15 protein-coding genes and 2 tRNA genes are annotated in these 16,208 nt (G+C 68.6%); 8 read left to right on the top strand and 9 right to left on the bottom strand.

Annotated features, from left to right (window positions below; all coding sequences use genetic code 11):
• The first annotated feature begins 59 nt into the window (after positions 1-59).
• Positions 60-1,079, top strand: a complete 1,020-nt coding sequence (locus ACQ4L4_RS28565) for a class 1 fructose-bisphosphatase (RefSeq protein WP_431102142.1) — start codon at positions 60-62, stop codon at positions 1,077-1,079.
• A gap of 147 nt (positions 1,080-1,226) precedes the next feature.
• Here the strand turns inward: ACQ4L4_RS28565 and ACQ4L4_RS28560 are convergent, their stop codons facing one another.
• From ACQ4L4_RS28560 to ACQ4L4_RS28545, 4 genes are all read right to left on the bottom strand, one after another.
• The gene (locus ACQ4L4_RS28560) at positions 1,227-2,600 is read right to left on the bottom strand and encodes a DUF2130 domain-containing protein (protein WP_431102141.1); all 1,374 of its coding nucleotides are present in this window, start codon (positions 2,598-2,600) and stop codon (positions 1,227-1,229) included.
• Between the two features lie 21 nt (positions 2,601-2,621).
• Positions 2,622-3,986, bottom strand: coding sequence for an alanine racemase (locus tag ACQ4L4_RS28555; RefSeq protein WP_431102139.1), 1,365 nt, complete (start codon positions 3,984-3,986; stop codon positions 2,622-2,624).
• Positions 3,987-4,144: 158 nt separating this feature from the next.
• A tRNA-Thr gene (locus ACQ4L4_RS28550) sits at positions 4,145-4,220 on the bottom strand.
• Positions 4,221-4,316: 96 nt separating this feature from the next.
• Positions 4,317-4,772 (bottom strand): MarR family winged helix-turn-helix transcriptional regulator, encoded by a 456-nt coding sequence (locus tag ACQ4L4_RS28545; protein ID WP_377156917.1) that lies wholly within the window; start codon positions 4,770-4,772, stop codon positions 4,317-4,319.
• A gap of 58 nt (positions 4,773-4,830) precedes the next feature.
• Here ACQ4L4_RS28545 and ACQ4L4_RS28540 point away from each other — a divergent pair, with 58 nt between their 5' ends.
• Positions 4,831-5,628: a siderophore-interacting protein gene (locus tag ACQ4L4_RS28540; protein ID WP_431102138.1), complete on the top strand. Its 798-nt coding sequence runs from the start codon at positions 4,831-4,833 to the stop codon at positions 5,626-5,628.
• Positions 5,629-5,718: 90 nt separating this feature from the next.
• Entirely contained in the window at positions 5,719-6,108 is a 390-nt protein-coding gene (locus ACQ4L4_RS28535) for a VanZ family protein (RefSeq protein WP_431102137.1), read from the top strand.
• Here the strand turns inward: ACQ4L4_RS28535 and ACQ4L4_RS28530 are convergent.
• Positions 6,080-6,988: a helix-turn-helix domain-containing protein gene (locus ACQ4L4_RS28530; protein ID WP_431102136.1), complete on the bottom strand. Its 909-nt coding sequence runs from the start codon at positions 6,986-6,988 to the stop codon at positions 6,080-6,082. The genes ACQ4L4_RS28535 and ACQ4L4_RS28530 overlap by 29 nt on opposite strands.
• A gap of 239 nt (positions 6,989-7,227) precedes the next feature.
• Here ACQ4L4_RS28530 and egtB point away from each other — a divergent pair, with 239 nt between their 5' ends.
• Both egtB and egtD read left to right on the top strand, forming a co-directional pair.
• Entirely contained in the window at positions 7,228-8,523 is a 1,296-nt protein-coding gene (gene egtB, locus ACQ4L4_RS28525) for an ergothioneine biosynthesis protein EgtB (RefSeq protein WP_431102135.1), read from the top strand.
• Positions 8,520-9,434, top strand: a complete 915-nt coding sequence (gene egtD / locus ACQ4L4_RS28520; protein ID WP_431102133.1) for an L-histidine N(alpha)-methyltransferase — start codon at positions 8,520-8,522, stop codon at positions 9,432-9,434. The genes egtB and egtD overlap by 4 nt, the downstream gene beginning before the upstream one ends.
• Before the next feature lie 69 nt (positions 9,435-9,503).
• Here the strand turns inward: egtD and ACQ4L4_RS28515 are convergent, their stop codons facing one another.
• The 4 genes from ACQ4L4_RS28515 to ACQ4L4_RS28500 all read right to left on the bottom strand — a co-directional run bounded on the left by ACQ4L4_RS28515 (position 9,504) and on the right by ACQ4L4_RS28500 (position 14,265).
• Positions 9,504-10,244, bottom strand: coding sequence for an N-acyl amino acid synthase FeeM domain-containing protein (locus ACQ4L4_RS28515; protein ID WP_431102132.1), 741 nt, complete (start codon positions 10,242-10,244; stop codon positions 9,504-9,506).
• 485 nt (positions 10,245-10,729) lie between these two features.
• Positions 10,730-12,109, bottom strand: a complete 1,380-nt coding sequence (locus ACQ4L4_RS28510; RefSeq protein WP_431102131.1) for a lyase family protein — start codon at positions 12,107-12,109, stop codon at positions 10,730-10,732.
• A gap of 108 nt (positions 12,110-12,217) precedes the next feature.
• Positions 12,218-12,967 (bottom strand): SapC family protein, encoded by a 750-nt coding sequence (locus ACQ4L4_RS28505; protein ID WP_431102130.1) that lies wholly within the window; start codon positions 12,965-12,967, stop codon positions 12,218-12,220.
• On the bottom strand, positions 12,964-14,265 hold the full coding sequence (locus ACQ4L4_RS28500) for a hemolysin family protein (protein ID WP_431102129.1): 1,302 nt from the start codon (positions 14,263-14,265) through the stop codon (positions 12,964-12,966). Before ACQ4L4_RS28500 ends, ACQ4L4_RS28505 begins: the two co-directional genes overlap by 4 nt.
• A 99-nt stretch (positions 14,266-14,364) precedes the next feature.
• On the opposite strand from ACQ4L4_RS28500, the gene ACQ4L4_RS28495 reads away from it, so the two are divergent.
• The 3 genes from ACQ4L4_RS28495 to ACQ4L4_RS28485 all read left to right on the top strand — a co-directional run bounded on the left by ACQ4L4_RS28495 (position 14,365) and on the right by ACQ4L4_RS28485 (position 16,193).
• Positions 14,365-15,195, top strand: a complete 831-nt coding sequence (locus ACQ4L4_RS28495) for a symmetrical bis(5'-nucleosyl)-tetraphosphatase (RefSeq protein ID WP_431102128.1) — start codon at positions 14,365-14,367, stop codon at positions 15,193-15,195.
• Positions 15,196-15,233: 38 nt separating this feature from the next.
• A tRNA-Ser gene (locus ACQ4L4_RS28490) sits at positions 15,234-15,323 on the top strand.
• Positions 15,324-15,326: 3 nt separating this feature from the next.
• Positions 15,327-16,193, top strand: coding sequence for a cyanophycinase (locus tag ACQ4L4_RS28485; protein WP_431102127.1), 867 nt, complete (start codon positions 15,327-15,329; stop codon positions 16,191-16,193).
• Positions 16,194-16,208: the final 15 nt, after the last annotated feature.

Raw genomic sequence — 16,208 nt, 5'->3', positions numbered from 1 at the left:
CGGTCCGCGCGCCGGGCCGTTCCGCGGCGCACGAGATTTGCAACCATCGGAGTCGTTTCATGAGTCAACGCGTCAGCCTGACCCAATACCTCGTCGAGCAGCAGCGGCTGCACGGCCACATCCCCCAGCAGCTGCGGCTGCTGATCGAGGTGGTCGCGCGGGCCTGCAAGCGCATCGCCATCAGCGTTAACAAGGGCGCGCTGGGTGACGTGCTGGGCACGGCCGGGTCCGAGAACGTGCAGGGCGAGGTCCAGAAGAAGCTGGACATCATCGCCAACGAGGTGCTGATCGAAGCCAACGAGTGGGGCGGCCACCTGGCCGCGATGGCCTCGGAGGAGATGGAGAGCATCCACCTGGTGCCCAACCGTTTCCCGCAGGGCGAGTACCTGCTGATGTTCGACCCGCTGGACGGCTCCAGCAACATCGACGTGAACGTGTCGATCGGGACGATCTTCTCGGTGCTGAAGAAGCCCGAGGGGGCCAAGGGCATCAGCGAGGAGGACTTCCACCAGCCCGGCACCGCGCAGGCGGCGGCGGGGTACTGCGTCTACGGACCGCAGACGACGCTGGTGCTGACGGTGGGCGACGGCGTGGCGATGTTCACGCTGGACCGCGAGCAGGGCTCGTGGGTGCTGACCGCCGACGACGTGAAGATCCCCGCGGACACCAAGGAGTTCGCGATCAACATGTCCAACATGCGGCACTGGGACGAGCCGGTGAAGCGCTACATCGACGAGTGCCTGGCCGGCACGACGGGTCCGCGCGGCAAGGACTTCAACATGCGCTGGATCGCGTCGATGGTGGCGGACGTGCACCGCATCCTGACGCGCGGCGGTGTCTTCCTGTACCCGTGGGACAAGCGCGAGCCCAACAAGGCCGGCAAGCTGCGCCTGATGTACGAGGCCAACCCGATGGCCTTCCTGGTCGAGCAGGCGGGCGGCGCGGCCACCAACGGCCGCCAGCGCATCATGGACCTGCAGCCGGGCAAGCTGCACGAGCGCGTCTCGGTCGTGCTCGGCTCGAAGAACGAGGTCGAGCGGGTGACGCAGTACCACCTGGAGGCCGACCAGGCCAAGTGAGCCGACTGATGTGAGACCCCGTCCGACTCACCCCGGACACCTCACGTCCATCACGCGGAACGCAGAACGCAGAACGCAGAACGCAGAACGCAGAAGGCCGCTCGATGAGCGGCCTTCGTGCTTCTGGACGCCCTCGGGGCTCAGCCCTCAGAACAGGCTGCCTTCGTCGCGCTTGTCGTCGCTGTCGTCGTTGCCGCGATCGGCAGCGGCCGGCTTGTCCTCGTTCTTGAGTTCGGCGAACTTCCCGGCCATCGTCGGGTTGCCCTTGGTCAGCTTCTTGATCGTCACGTCCTGCGCCTTGTCGTTGGCCAGGCGCAGGTTGCGATCGGTGCCGAGCAGCGCCTCCTTGGTCTTCTGGAGGTGGTCGATGGACTTGTCGATCTCGTCGATCGCGGTCTGGAAGCGCCGCGACGCGAGTTCGTAGTTCTTCCCGAACGCCGACTTGAAGCTCTCGAGCTGCGTCTCGAAGTGGGTGATGTCGATGTTCTGCGCCTTGACCAGCGCGAGCTCGGTCTTGTACTTGAGCGAGTTCATCGCCGCGTTGCGCAGCAGCGTGATGATGGGCAGGAAGAACTGCGGCCGCACGACGTACATCTTCGGATAACGATGGAACACGTCGACGATGCCGGTGTTGTAGAGCTCGCTCTCCGGCTCGAGCAGGGACACCAGCACCGCGTACTCGCAGCCCTTCTCGACGCGGTCCTTGTCGAGCTCCTTCAGGAAGTCCTCGTTGCGGTTCTTCGTGGCGGTGCGGTCGTTCTCGTTCTTCATCTCGAACATGATCGAGACGATCTCGGTGCCGGACTCATCCGCGTCGCGGAAGATGTAGTCGCCCTTGCTGCCCGAGCGCGCGTCGTTGTCCTTCTCGAAGTAGGCACGCGGGAACGCGGTCGCGCGGATGCGGTTGAACTCGGTCTCGCAATGCAGCTCAAGGGTCTCGCCGACCATCTTGGTCGACAGCCGCGCCTTCATGTCGCGCAGGCGCTCGATGGCGTCGTCGCGGTCCTTGATCTGCGTCTCGTACTTGTCCTTGAGCGCCTTCTCGGCGAGCTGCTTCTCCAGCTCCGCGCGCTCAAGCTCGCTGCGGAGCTGGTCGCGTTCCTTCTCCACCGCGCCGACGGCCTGCGTCATCGCCAGCTGCTGCGTCAGCCCGATCGCATCGAGCTTCGCCTTCAGCGCCTGGATCTCGGCGTCCTTCGTCGCGGCGGCCTGCTGCGCCTGCTTCTCCAGCACGGTGAGCGCCTCCGTCACCGCGAGCTTGCGCTGGACCTCGCCCGCATCGAGCCGGGCCTTCAGCTCCTGGATCTCGCCGTCCTTGAGCGCGGCGGCCTTCTGCAGCTCGCCGGCGGTCCTGGCCTGCGCCAGTTCCACGGCGTTGCGCTTGTCCTGCTCGGCCAACGCGAGCCGTTCGTGCAGCTGCTTCTCGAAGTCGGTGTCGCGCACCTGCTTGAGGATGTCGGCGTAGCCAGCCTCGTCGATCTTGAAGGCCTTGTTGCAGTGCGGGCAGATGATTTCATGCATGGCGGGATTTTCGCCGTCGATTCAGAAGAACGTCCGCACGCCGCCGATGACGCGGTAGCTGTCGTCGACGGTGTAGAGCAGCGGCCACTTGTCGAAGGTCGTGCACGGATGGCCGACGCCGAACGCGATCATGTCGCCGACCTGCAGCATCAGCGTGCCGCCTTCCCCGCCGGCATCGACGTACGCGTGCTGATCGTTCAGCTTCGTGACCGCCCAGTCGGCGGGTGTCGCCCGCGGCGCGTCATGCAGGCCGCGGCGGTACCACCACAGCGGTTGCGGCAGGCAGGCGTCGTAGCTCAAGTCGCGGCGGCCGGCGGTGCAGATCGCGCGGCCCGGCTCGGGCACCGACTGCACGTAGGCCCAGACCTCGATCGCGTTGCGCAGGCCGGGGCCTTCGCCCCACAGCGGGCCGGCGCGCTGGCGCATGCGGTCCTGCATGCGCTCGTACTGCAGGCTGTCGTGGCTGAGGTAGCAGCCGCTGCGCAGCACCACGCGCAAGGCGTGGCCGGCGCCCGCGGCCTCCACCGAGGCCAGCGTCTTCGCCGCCATGTCGAAGAACGCCGAGCCGCCCGCGGTCAGCAGCACCTCGTCCGCGGCGAACCAGCCTTCGGCGCAGCCCAGTCGCGTCAACTCCGCGACCGTCTCGATCATCGTCAGCGCGCCGAGCTCCACGCGCGCCGTGTCCGCGCCGCTGTAGACGCCTTCGAAGGCCTCGACGCCGCGCAGCGTGATCGTCGGCGCGGCATCGCGGATGAGGCGGCCCAGCGTGGCGCCCTCCTCCATCGTGCGGACGCCCGTGCGTCCGCCCGGCGTGCCGACTTCCAGCAATACCTGGAGCGGTCGCTTCAAGCCACGTTCGACCGCGGCGCGGCGCAACAGGTCCAGGCCCGCGGCGGAGTCGACCAGCAGATAGAAATCGAAATCAGGGGCGGCTTCCAGCTCGCGGAACACGAGGTCCAGATCCGCCTTGCCGATCAGCTGATTCGCGAGCAGCACGCGCGGCACGCCGAAGCGCCGGTAGGTGCGCACATGCGCTGCCGTAGCGGCCGTCATGCCCCAGGCGCCTTCGTCGAACTGGCGCTGGAACAGCTGCGGCGCCATCGTCGTCTTGCCGTGCGGCGCGAGGCTGACGCCGGCGCGCGCGGTGAACTCGCGCATCCAGCGCGCGTTGTGCGTCAGCGCGGAGTCCTTCAGGATCGCCGCCGGCAGCGGCAGGTCGCCGTCCAGCAGCGAAAGCCCCAGCGCGCCGAGCCCGGCCAGCGGCACGCCTTCAGCCACCGCGGGCAGGCCCTTGAGCGTGCCGGGCAGCGGCTCGGCCTCGAGGGCCGAGAGGGTGAGCGTCACCGGCGCAGGGCCGGGCGTGTCGTCGGGGGCGTGTGCGGTCATGGCGCGCCATGTTGCCATCGTCGGCGCGCTCCGGTGGCGTGACGCGCCCGGCGATCACCGCTCGGCGTCTCGCGCGCTGCCGGCGACACCATCGCCCCGACGCCAGCACGCGCCGCAAAAGAAAAAGCCGCTTGGGAACCCAAGCGGCTTTTCCAGATTGGTGCCGATGAAGAGAGTCGAACTCCCGACCTTCGCATTACGAATGCGCTGCTCTACCAACTGAGCTACATCGGCGCTGTCGCGAACAACAGAGTCTGAGACTATAGCCGAGATTTTCGACGTCGACAACTTCCACACCCGCGTCGCACGAAGGCAACGCCAGCAGCCGATTCACTCCTCGCCCAGATTCGCCTGCACACGCTTCAGCAACGCCGCGAGCTGCGTCTGCTCGTCCGCGCTCAGCCCGGCCAGAGCCTGCACCGAGACCTGGCGCGCCTGCCGCTTCAGTTCGCGCTGCACCGTCAGGCCCGCGTCGCTGACACGCAGCCGCACCTGGCGGCGATCGACCTCGTCGGTCTGCGCTTCGAGCAGTCCCTTGTCGCGCAAGGTCTTGATCAGTCGCGCCAACTGCGCCTTGTCCCGCCCGCTGTGCGCCGCGAGGTCGCTCTGCGTCGCATCCGGGTGCCGTTCGAAGAAGAACAGCACCTTGCCCTCCATGTGCGTGATGTCCTGCGGGCCGTCGCGCAGGAAGCGGTACTGCAGCGCGCGGTAGCGGTGCATCACTGAATGCACCAGCTCCAGCACGTCGTCGTCCTTGCCCCTCCGGCCAGTGGTGTTAGTTGACATTGTCAATCGTTTCGTCGCAAGATGGATGACATTGTCAACGAAATAGAGACCACCGGCAATGAAGCCCGATCCCCTGAACACGCCCACCGCCTCCTCCACCCTCTCCACCGCTGCGGCGCCGACCACCGAGCCCGCCGCGAGCCGCGTCCAGCGCGTGCGTCACGAACTCAAGCGCCGCGAGCTGACCGTGACCGGCGTCGACGACGTGACCCCGAACTTCCGCCGCGTGACGCTGACCGGCGACTCGCTGGCCGACTTCGTCAGCGCCTCCTTCGATGACCATGTGAAGCTGATCTTCGCGCCCGACGCCGACGGCACTCCGGTCATGCGCGACTACACGCCGCGCCGCTTCGACAACGCGACGCGCGAACTGGTCATCGAGTTCGCCCAGCACGGCGACGGCCCCGCCGCGGCCTGGGCCGCGCAGGCGCAGCCGGGCCACACGCTGACCGTCGGCGGTCCGCGCGGCTCCTTCATCATTCCGACGGACTTCGCCTGGCATCTGCTGGTCGGCGACGAGACCGCCCTCCCCGCCGTCGCGCGCCGCCTCGAGGAACTGCCGTCCGGCGCGCGCGTCGTCGCGCTGCTGAACGTGCCGGAAAGCGATCGCCGCCGCTTCGACACCCGCGCCGATCTCGACCTGCGCTGGGTCGACGGGGACGACGCACTGCTGGCCGCCGCCCGCGCGCTGACACTGCCGTCCGGCGAGGGCTACGCCTGGTGCGCCGGCGAAGCCGCGGCGATGGCCGCGGTGCGCCGCATCCTCGTCGACGAGAAGGGTCACGATCGCCATGCGATCCGGGCCTCGGCCTACTGGAAGCGCGGCGCCAGCCATCATCACGAGCATCTGGAGTGAACGGCAGGGCGCCGCGACGTGGGTGGGACGACGAGGCGGACGGCGCGCCGCCTCACTGTCGCTTCACACGTGCGTGGCACACTGCCTCGCATGTCTGAAGTCCTGCACGACCCGCGCTGGCGCAACGCCTGGCGCTTCCTCTTCCTGGCGGTGGTGGTCGGCGCGAGCTGGCTCGCGTTCTCACCGCATCCGCCGCCCTCTGCCGACCTGGGCTGGGACAAGGCGAATCACTTCACCGCCTTCGGCACGCTCGCCGTCATCGGCATGCAGTGCTTCGCCGCCGGCCCGCGCCGCCGCTGGATCGTGCTGGCGATGCTGCTCGCCTACGGCGTCCTGATCGAACTCGTCCAGTCGCAGATCCCCGGCCGCGACGCCGACGCGCAGGACGTGCTCGCCGACATGATCGGCGCCGTGATCGGCGTCGCCGTGCACGCGCTGATCCTGCGCCTGCTCACGCCCCGGGCGACTCCGGCTCGCTGAGCTCCCGGCGCGACATCGCGATCGCGACCGCCTGCGCGCGGTTGTTCGCGCCCAGCTTGCGCAGGATCTTGCGCACGTGGTTCTTGACCGTGAACATGCTGATGCCCAGCTGGATCGCGATCCCTTCATTGCTCAGACCCGCGCGCAGACCCTCGACGATCTGCTGCTCGCGCGGCGTCACCAGCGACCCGGCGCGGCGCGGCAAGGCCTGACCCCGCGCCTGCAGCCGCGCGCGCCGCCAGGCCGCGTGCAGCGCCGGCGTCAGCAGCTCCAGCCGGCGCAGGTGGTCGTCCTGCCAGCCCTCGCCCGCGAACAGGAACAGGCTCTGCGGCCGCTCGCCATCGGCGGCCACGCCGTGCAGGGCCAGTTCCCGCAAGCCGGCTTCCAGCAGCGGCTGGAACAGGGCCAGGTCCGATTCCCGCGCGAGGTCGATGTGCAGCGGCCGCCGGCCATCGCCCCAGCGTCGGACCAGGTGCAGCCACAGGCCGTGATCGGCCGATTCGAGCTGCGTGTGCAGCCCGTCGCCGATGGGCTTCAGATGGAAGAGCTGCGCCGTCAGGCGCGGCGACGGCGGCTGGTCGCCGACGCAGACCATCAGCCGGTGCGGCAGCAGCGGCTGCAGGCGGCTCTGGCTCCAGACGAAGAACTGCGCCGGGGTCGCCGGCTGGCGCGCGCTCCACAGCGCCTCCAGCAGGCGCTCGGCGAGCACGTGATCCTGCAACCAGGACAAAGGCAGGCCGTCCCCGTCGACCCCGCCATGGAACGGCAGGCCCATCGCCGGCAGCGCCGACGATGATGCCGGCGGCGCCACGGCAGGCGAAGCGGTCGAGGGCAGCAGCGGCGGCAGCGACGAGGAGATCGAGGGCGGCATCATGGGCATGGGCAAAGGCGTGAGCCGGATCGCCGTCAGCCTGCCCGCGCGGCATGACGCGCCGATGAATCGCATGAATCGCGGGAGCGGCCTGCGCGGGTACCCGATTTGCCCTACCTGACATCGGGTGGCAGTTGAGCCTTCCCGCCGTGGTCTGGCAAGCGGCCCACGCCGGACGCGGACACGGCAAATCGGCTACCGTTGTCGTTCGGGCCTTCCTCCCCCTGGGGCCTGCAGGAGTTGCTTGCATGTCGGATCACGATCTGCCGCTGGTGCGGCGCGATCTCGCGCGCCGTTTCGAAGCGGTCCGGCGCCACACCTTGACGCTGGCCGAGCCGCTGTCCGCCGAGGACCAGGCCGCGCAGTCGATGCCGGACGCGAGTCCGGCCAAATGGCACCAGGCCCACACGAGCTGGTTCTTCGAGGCGCTGCTGCTGCGCCCGCATCTGCCGGACTACCGGCCGCTGGACGAGTCCTTCCACTTCCTCTTCAACTCGTATTACGAAGGCCTCGGGCCGCGTCATCCGCGCCCGCAGCGCGGCCTGCTGACGCGCCCGTCGCTGGACGAGGTGCGCGCCTACCGCCGCCATGTGGACACGCACATCCAGCAGCTGATCGCGCGCTGCAGCGACGCCCAGTGGCAAGAGATCGCGCCGACGCTGGAACTGGGCCTGCATCACGAGCAGCAGCATCAGGAACTGCTGTTGACCGACGCGCTGCACCTGCTGTCCTGCCATCCGTGGCGGCCGGCGCTGATCGACGCCCCCCCCGCGCCGATCGCGGTCGGCGCCAGCGAATGGCTGCGCCATGACGGCGGCCTCGTCGACATCGGCCACGACACGCGCGCCGCCGGCGCAGCGTCGGCCGGCTTCGCTTTCGACAACGAAGGACCGCGCCATCGCGTCTGGCTCGAGCCCTTCGAGATCGCGAGCCGCCTCGTGACCTGCGGCGACTTCCAGCGCTTCATCGATGACGGCGGCTACCGCGAGCCGCGCTGGTGGTTGTCCGACGGGTGGGCCACGGTCCAGCAGCATGGCTGGAGAGGCCCGCTGTACTGGGTGGACGACAACGACAACGACAACGACAGCGACGGCCACGTTGACAAGGTCGGCGCCGGATCGCGCTGGTCGGTCTTCGGCCTGCACGGACTGCGTCCGATGGATCCCGCCGCGCCGGTGATGCAGCTCAGCTTCTACGAGGCCGCCGCGTATGCGGAGTGGGCCGGCGCCCGGCTGCCGAGCGAGCCGGAATGGGAAGCCGCGTCGACGCTGCCCGGCATGGCGCAGCTCGACGACCAGGCCTGGCAGTGGACGCGTTCGGCCTATCACCCCTATCCCGGCTTCCGGCCCTTGGACGGGGCCGCATCCGAATACAACGGCAAGTTCATGGTCGGCCAGCTGGTGCTGCGCGGCGGCAGTCTCGCGACACCGCCCGGCCACACGCGCCGGACCTACCGCAACTTCTTTCCGCCGGCGGCGCGCTGGCAGTTCACCGGGCTGAGACTGGCCCGCGATGCGCGCCCGCGCACGGAGACCCCCGCATGAGCAGTTTCGCCGAGGACCTTCACGCGGCGCTCGCCGGCCCCGAGCACGCGATCTCCCCCAAGTACTTCTACGACGCCCAGGGCTCGGCCCTCTTCGAGCAGATCTGCGAACTGCCCGAGTACTACCCGACGCGCACCGAACTCGCCCTGCTGAAACGGCATGCCGATGAATTCGCCGCGCGCATGGGCCCGGGCGCGCAGCTGATCGAGTACGGCGCCGGCGCGCTCGTGAAGGTGCGTCTGCTGCTGGAACGCGCGGAGCAGCTGCACAGCTTCGTCCCGGTGGACATCTCCGGTCCTCATCTGCTGGCGGCCTGCGAGTCGCTGCAGCGCGAGCAGCCGGCGCTGCGCATCCTGCCGGTGGTGGCGGACTTCACCCGCATGCATGTGCTGCCCGATGCGCCGGTGGACGGGCGGCGCGTCGGCTTCTTCCCGGGATCCAGCATCGGCAACTTCAACCCGGACGAGGCGCTGGAGTTCCTGCGCCTGCTGCGCGAGGAACTCGACGGCGGGGCGCTGCTGATCGGCGTAGACCTGATCAAGGATCCGGCACGGCTGCATGCGGCCTACAACGACGTGCAAGGCGTGACGGCGCGCTTCAACCTGAACCTGCTGCGCCACGCGCAGCGCGAACTGAAGCTGGAATGCGATCCGAACGGCTTCGACCACTACGCGTTCTACGACCCGCGCAAGCACCGCATCGAGATGCACCTGATGCCCCGCGGCGAGCAGCACCTGCAGCTGCAGGGCCGCCGCTACACGCTGGTGCCCGGCGAGAGCCTGCACACCGAGAATTCCTACAAGTACAGCGTGGAGAGCTTCCAGGCGCTGGCGCGGGAAGCCGGATTCAAGCCGTCAGCGCATTGGACGGACGATCAGCGCTGGTTCAGCCTGCATTGGCTGGAGGCTTGAAGGCAGAAGGCGGAATCGGTTCCATCCCCTGGGGATCGGAAGGCGTCTTCGTTCAGACGCGACGGGCCGTCAGGCGTCGTAGCCGTACACGTCCGCGAGCTTGCTCAGCAGCGCGGGCTCGTCCTTCGGCGAGAAGAAGTACGGGAACAGCGTGCGGGAGCGGCTGTCCTCGTCCTCGTTCAGCGATCCGCCGAACTTCTCCACCTTCTTGCGGCCGTAGGCCAGCGACAGGCTCATCAGCACCGCCGGCGCGCCGACGCTGCGGTGCAGCCGCTCCTCGCCGTGCGGCTGGAAGTCCAGCATGCGGCGGTAGAAGGCCTTGTGGCGGGGATTGACCTCGATCACCAGAAACTCGGCGCCCCAGTGGTGGGCCGCGTGCAGGTAGGCCAGGTGGAACAGGCTGGCCAGCACCAGCTTGGACGGACCATCCGGATCGGCGGCCAGCCGCGTGAATTCGCACAGCTGCCAGCCTTGCTGGCGCATGCCGGCCATCTCGGCCGGGAAACTCTGGTCCGCGGCCAGGTTGCCGCCGTCACGCCGCAACCCCAGCGTGGACACCAGCCGGCCTTCCCAATACGCACCCAGCGTCACGTCCGCGGAACGGCTCAGCCTGTAACCCCGTGACGCGTACCGGCGCTCCAGCAGCGCGTGTCCGGTGCCTTCCATCAGCGCACGGATCTCGATGCGCCCGAACTCGGTATCGCGGGAAACGAGCTCCACGGAATCGGAGCGGACAAACGACATCTTCGAACCAATGGACTGCAGCGCCTGCAAAGGGCTTGCGGGCGCTTCCATTTCAATGTTCGACATGCGAGATTCGTCGCTCATTCCCAACTCCAGACTGCTTGGTTATCAAAGGCGAGTCTATGGCTCACTCAAAGTAATTACTGCAGGTCGCTACGATAGTTAACAAATGCGACCCTCGTCTTACGGGTCTGTCCCGGGTTCGGGCGCGGGTCAATCCCTTGCCAGGACGAAACCCCGCATTTGAGGGAATTCCGTTACATAGCGGGCACCTACGGGGAATACAGCGCCGGGCCTCGCCAGCGTGTGTATTCATCGAATCCCGAGCCCCGTGGCGAAGCGCCTCCCGGCGCCCCATTTGTTGCAGGTGTAACTGGATGCTTTTCGTTCAAATGCCGAATTCATGGGACAGGTCACCCCCACTTTTTTGCGGAAATCCATACGGCATCTGGGGATATTTGTCGCTTCAGGCGCGATTTGATCGCTGAGCGATCACAAAGTTCGTATCGCGTTGCGTCCCGACGTGGGTCGTGAAACCGGTCACGAACCGATCAGGTGCACGGTTGCGCCGCCAGCGCATCCAGACGCTGACGCGCCTCAGCCATCAAGGCATCGACGCGGCCGTCGGCCTGTGCGGCGATGGCATCCAGGTCGAACATGGCGGCGAGTTCGATGGGCGAAATCGCCATCGCCGGCAGATCGCCGACGTCGATCGCCGCGCGCAGCAACTGCTCCAGCGATCCCTCGCCCTGGCGCACGCGGTGGATCAGGTCGCGGATCATCGCGCCCGTGCGCTGACGCCCGAGGCGCGGCATCAGCAGATGCTCGAGGCGCTCGCTGGCCACCAGCCCCTGGCGTTCCAGGACATGCGCGCGCATCCGGTCGACGCGGATGACCGGTTCGGCCAGCGCGCGGTTGAGCGCCTGCACCGCCGCATGCGCGCCGCCCATCAGCCCGCTCCATTCGGCCAGTTCGGCCTGATGCTGGCCCAGCCCGCGCTCGTGCTCCGGCGTCATGCAGCTCATCAGCCCGGCGACCCGCTGCGGCGCGCGCTGCACCGCCGCCATCGCCTGCAGCGCCGCGACCGGGTTCTTCTTGTGCGGCATCGACAGGCAGGCGCCATAGCCCTCGCCGGGCGGTTCGTGGAGTTCGTCGACCTCGGCCTGCGCCATCAGCGCGAAGTCCTGCGCCAGCTTGCCGAGGTTGCCGCAGAGCAGGCCCACCTCCAGGCCGAGTCGCAGCCAGCGGTCGCGCTGCGTGTGCCAGCACATGTCGGGCCGCGGCAGCGAGAGCTCGGCGGCGACGGCGGTCAGCATGTCGTCGGCGCGGTCGCCCATCGCGTCCAGCGTGCCGACGGCACCGCCCAGCTGCAGCAGGAGCGAGGCACAGCCCTGCTCACGCAGCCGCTCGGCGCTGCGCAGCAGCGGCATCAACCAGTTCATGAGCTTGTAGCGCAGGCTGATCACCTGCGCCGGCTGCATCATCGTGCGGCCCAGCATCGGCACGGCGGCGTGGCGTTCCGCCAGATCCAGCAACCGGCCGCAGAGCTGCTGCAGGTCGTCATCGACGAGGCGCAGCGCCTCGCGGGTGCGCAGCACCATCGCGGTGTCGACGAGGTCCTGCGCGGACGCGCCGCGATGCACGTAGACCGCGGCGGAGGGGTCGAACAGCGCCACCGTCTCGCGCAGGCGCTGCACGACCGGCAGCGCCAGATTGCCGCTGTGCGGCGCGGCGGCGATCAGGGCCGGCACGTCGTAGAGCTCGGCCCGGCACAGGCTGGCGATGGCCTGCGCCGCCGGCGCGGGAATCAAGCCCACGCGCGCCGCGGAACGGGCCAGCGCGGCCTCCACGTCCATCATCGACTGGACCACCGCGGTCGGCGAGAACACCGATTCCATCGCGGTGGACGACAAAAAAGCCTCGAACAGCATCCAACGTCCTTTAAGGACTTCCGATGCTATCGAGGCTCCCGCGTACGCCGTACTCAAGCAAACCCGCTTGGGGTTTGTCTCAGCCGGTGATCGCCCGCCGAATCAGGCTCAGTTCGCCGGCACGTACATCTGGGCCAGGCGGCTCATCAGGCGCAGCGACAGGCGATGCATCGTGATGACCTCCAGCAGGCCGTTGCGGTGCAGCTCGACGACCTTCGCGTCGGGCAGCTCGGCCAGGGCCTTCTCATTGATGGTCAGGAAGCCGTCCACGTCGAGCTTCTCGCCGCTGGGCAGTTGCGCCTCGAAGCGCATGTCCTGCAGCAGGTCCAGGTCCTGCAGCAGCTCGCAGGCCTGGCGGGTGCGCTCGGCCTCGCGCTCGAAGTCCTCGCAGAACTGCTTGGCGTTGAGCAGCAGCTCGGTGGGTTCGCCGTCCGCCTTGAACAGCGGCTCGCCATCGTCACCAGCCTCGGAGAAGGCGCCCGAACCCAGGTCCAGGCACAGCGCCATGTCGGAGGTGCTTTCCTCGATGCGCGCCATGGCGAAGGGCCAGCGGCGGATGTAGGCCGGCACGTAGCGGCCGGTCCACTGGCCGTCCTTGATGAACAGGTTGCTGCCTTGCCTCAGGCCGAACACGGCCAGCGGGGCGACCGCCGGACGCTGGCCGTCGGTCGCCTGCCCGACGCGCACGAACACCACCGGGTATTCGAGGCTGGCGTCGGCGAACTCGGCCACGGCGACGAACAGCGAGTTCAGCTGCGTCACGCGGTCCAGCACCGGGGCGCCGATCTTCATGCGCGTGTTCTTGTGCTGCACCCGGTCCACGGGGACCAGGTTCTCATACATCGGGGGGTTGCTCATTGATTCACTCCGTCTTCCGCCAGTCGCGAGACCAGCACCTTGTCCACACGCTTGCCGTCGAGGTCGACCACCTCGAATCTCCACGCGTCCCACTCCGCCACATCGGCCGTGCGCGGCAAGCGCCCCAACAGCAGCATCACCATGCCGGCCAGGGTGTTGTAGCGCCCACGGTCCTCCTCGGGCAGTTCCTTCAGATCCAGGCGGTCCTTCAGCTCGGTGACGGGGATCAGGCCGTCCATCAGCCAGCTGCCGTCCTCGCGCTGGACCGCCCAGGCGTCCGCGCCATCGGACGAGTTGAACTCGCCCGCGATGGCTTCCAGGACGTCGCGCATCGCGACGACGCCCTGCACTTCGCCGTATTCGTCGACGACGAACACGAGCGGGGTTTCCGCGCCGCGCATGTGCGCGAGCAGTTCCATGCCGGACAGCGTCTCGGGCACGAAGACCGGCGGTTCCAGGCCGGTCGACAGGTCCATCGATTCACCGGCCAGCGAGCGCGCCAGCAGATTCTGCGCGCTGACCGTGCCGACCACGTCGTGCAGCCCGCCGCGGCAGACCGGGTAGCGGCTGTAGCCGTGCGCGCGCAGGATCTGCAGCATCTGGTCGGGGCGGTCGCTGATGTCCAGCCACGCGATCTCGGCGCGCGGGATCATCATCGAGCCGATCTGGCGCTCGTCCAGGCGGAACACGTTGCGCACCATCTGGTGCTCGTGTTCCTCGATGACACCGGCGTCCAGGCCTTCCTCGAGGCTGGCGGCGATCTCCTCTTCCGTCACCGCGCGGTTGGCGCGGCCGCCCATGCCCAGCAGCTTCAGCGTGAACTCGGTGCAGAAGCTCAGCAGCTTGACGAAGGGCCGCGTCACCAGCGACATGATCTCCATCGGCGGCGCGACCAGGCGCGCGACGTTCTCCGGGTACATCTGGCCCAGGCGCTTGGGCACGAGCTCGCCGAAGATGATGGTCACGAAGGTCAGCACCAGCACGACCAGGCCGGTGGCGGTGATGTCGGCGGCGCGGGAGCTCAGCGGGGTGCTGGCGCGCAGCACGTCGGCCAGCGGGCCGGAGAAGGCGGCCTCGCCGACGATGCCGTTGAGCACGCCGATCGAGGTGATGCCGATCTGCACCGTGGACAGGAACTTGGTGGGGTTCTCGTGCAGGTCCATCGCGGCCTGCGCGCCCGCCTCCCCGCTTTCCACCATCACTTGCAAGCGTGCCTTGCGGGAAGCCGTGAGGGCCATCTCCGACATGGCGAACAAACCGTTGAGCAGGATCAGGAAGAGAACTAGGGCGGTATCCATTGACAGCGCGGACCGGGTACTAACCCCGAGTCGCGCCCAAAACACAAGGTCGGCAAGGTTAGCAGAGCCTGTGTGACATCGGCACCGCAAAATCCCGCTATGCATTACCTCATCGGCGATCTCCAAGGCTGTTGCGACGCGCTGGCGCGTCTCCTGGAAAAGATCGATTTCTCCCCGTCCCGCGACCGGCTCTACCTCCTGGGGGACCTCGTCAATCGCGGCCCCGATTCCCTGACGACGCTGCGTCGTCTGCAGTCGCTGGGCGATGCGGCGCAATGCCTGCTCGGCAACCACGACCTGCACCTGCTCGCGACGGCGGCGGGGGTGCGGGCCCCGCACAAAGGGGACACGCTGGACGCCATCCTGCAGGCGCCCGACCGCGAGGCGCTGCTGGAGTGGATGCGCCGGCAGCGGCTGGCGATGCGCGCGCAGGGCTGGCTGATGGTGCACGCCGGCGTGGTGCCGCAATGGGACGCGGACCAGACGCTGGCGCTGGCCGACGAGGTGCACGCGCTGCTGCGCGGTCCGGCGCTGGCGGAGTTCCTGCCGCAGATGTACGGCAACGAGCCGGACCGCTGGAAGGACGATCTGACGGGCGTGCCGCGGCTGCGTTTCATCATCAACGTGCTGACGCGGATCCGCTTCTGCAACGCGAAGGGCCGGCTGGACTTCAAGACGAAGGAAGGCCTGGGCACGGCGCCCGAAGGCTTCATGCCCTGGTTCGAGGTGCCGGAGCGCCGCACGGCGGGGCATCCGATCGCGTTCGGGCACTGGTCGACGCTGGGGCTGGTGCAGCGGCCGGACCTGCTGGCGCTGGACACGGGCTGCGTCTGGGGCGGCGCGCTGACGGCCGCGCGCGTGGCCGACGGCCAGGCGCTGGAAATCATCCAGGTGGACTGCGTGCAGGCGAAGAAGCCGGGAGGGGACTGAGCCGCCCGGGCCGCGCATACAATGCGCGCCTTCTTCCAGGAGATGTGGCCGAGTGGTTTAAGGCAGCGGTCTTGAAAACCGCCGAGGGTTCGCGCCCTCCGTGAGTTCGAATCTCACCGTCTCCGCCATCCATGACCCCCCGCACGTCCGCACGCCCCCCTGCCCTGCTCGCCCTCATCGGCGGCAACGAGGACCGGCTGACGCCGGGTGCCGTGCTGCGCGAACTGATCGCGGCCTGTCATGAAACGCGCGCCCTGCGGACGCCGCTCCAGGTCGTCGTGCTCAGCACCGCCAGCGGGGAGCCGGACCTGCTCTGGTCCCAGTACGAACCGGCCTTCCGTTCGCTCGGCGTGACGCCACGCTGGCTCGATCCGCGCGATCGCGACGCGGCCGGCGCTGACGACACCCTCGATGCCGTGCGGGCGGCGGACCTGCTCTTCATGACCGGCGGCGATCAGGAGCGGCTGGTCGACGTCCTCATCGACACGTCGCTGCACGCCCTCATCCGCGAGCGCCACCGCGCCGGCGAGCTCGCCATCGCCGGCACCAGCGCCGGGGCCTCCGCGCTCGGCGCGCACATGCCCGTCGGCGATCTCGACGAGCAGTTCGCCGGTCCGCCGCGGGCCTTGCATCGCGCCCTCGGGCTGATGCCGGCGCTCGTCATCGATCAGCACTTCGCGCAGCGCAAGCGCCATGCGCGGCTGCTGCACCTCGTGTCGCTCGACCCGCGCCGGCTCGGTGTCGGCATCGACGAGGACACCGCCCTGCTCATCCACCCCGAGGTCAGCCTGCGCGTCGTCGGCAGCGGCGCGGCGACGGTCATCGACGCCGCCCGCGCCAGCGATCGGCGCGAGCCCGCCGGGATCATCGCGCTGGAGAACCTGGGCTTCCACCTGCTCGCATCGGGCGCGTCGCTGACCTTTGGCGACCCCTCGGTGCCGGCGCATCTGCAGCGCGTGCTGCAGACGATCGCCGCCTCGGCGTCCCTACGGGGCTGACGCGCGGCGCTCCAC

It is taken from the genome of Roseateles noduli (genome assembly GCF_050626985.1).
Classification (GTDB): Bacteria; Pseudomonadota; Gammaproteobacteria; order Burkholderiales; family Burkholderiaceae_C; genus Roseateles; species Roseateles noduli_A.
Note: the sequence above shows the minus strand (reverse complement) of the source record. Positions and strands in the feature narration are given on the sequence as shown.